The organism is Pseudidiomarina terrestris, assembly GCF_030466405.1.
Lineage (GTDB): Bacteria > Pseudomonadota > Gammaproteobacteria > Enterobacterales > Alteromonadaceae > Pseudidiomarina > Pseudidiomarina terrestris.
This window is the reverse complement of record NZ_JAGGJF010000015.1, coordinates 1-577: the sequence shown is the minus strand read 5'-3', so window position 1 is coordinate 577 and position 577 is coordinate 1. Positions and strand designations below refer to the sequence as shown.

Annotated in this window: 2 tRNA genes and 1 rRNA gene; all 3 read right to left on the bottom strand. The window is 49.4% G+C overall.

The window, feature by feature from the left end:
• Positions 1-189: 189 nt before the first annotated feature.
• A tRNA-Ala gene (locus J6J34_RS12465) sits at positions 190-265 on the bottom strand.
• A gap of 86 nt (positions 266-351) precedes the next feature.
• Positions 352-428, bottom strand: a tRNA-Ile gene (locus J6J34_RS12460).
• A 100-nt stretch (positions 429-528) separates the two neighbouring features.
• Positions 529-577 (bottom strand): 16S ribosomal RNA (locus J6J34_RS12540); the annotation flags it as partial.

The following is a 577-nucleotide window of genomic DNA, read 5'->3' as shown; positions in this document are numbered from 1 at the left end:
AGTCGTATGGGCTGTTCTCGATGCTGTACACAAGTTCGATACGCCTCTACCAAAAATAGGTTTGATTCAAGTAGAGTGGCATTTCATTACTTTATTACAATCAGCTTGTTCATATTGTTAAAGAGCGTGTAACACAAAGTTACCGGTAAGCATTCTAATCAAAACGCTTAACGCTAACTTCAAGAGAAATGGTGGAGCCAAGCGGGATCGAACCGCTGACCTCCTGCGTGCAAGGCAGGCGCTCTCCCAGCTGAGCTATGGCCCCAATGAATTCACGTGAGGGCAAGGCGGAAAGTAGCGAAGCATAGCCTGCTATGCGAGCTGCTTTCCAACGCGGCCATCGCGGGAATTTGGTGGGTCTGAGTAGACTTGAACTACCGACCTCACCCTTATCAGGGGTGCGCTCTAACCAGCTGAGCTACAGACCCAGTATCCGCTAAATCTGCCATCGGCAGACCCAGTTTCTCTTGTTACTTCTACCAAACCAGGCAATCTGTGTGAGCACTTAACTTCTTCAAGGCTGTTTCATAAGGAGGTGATCCAGCCGCAGGTTCCCCTACGGCTACCTTGTTACGAC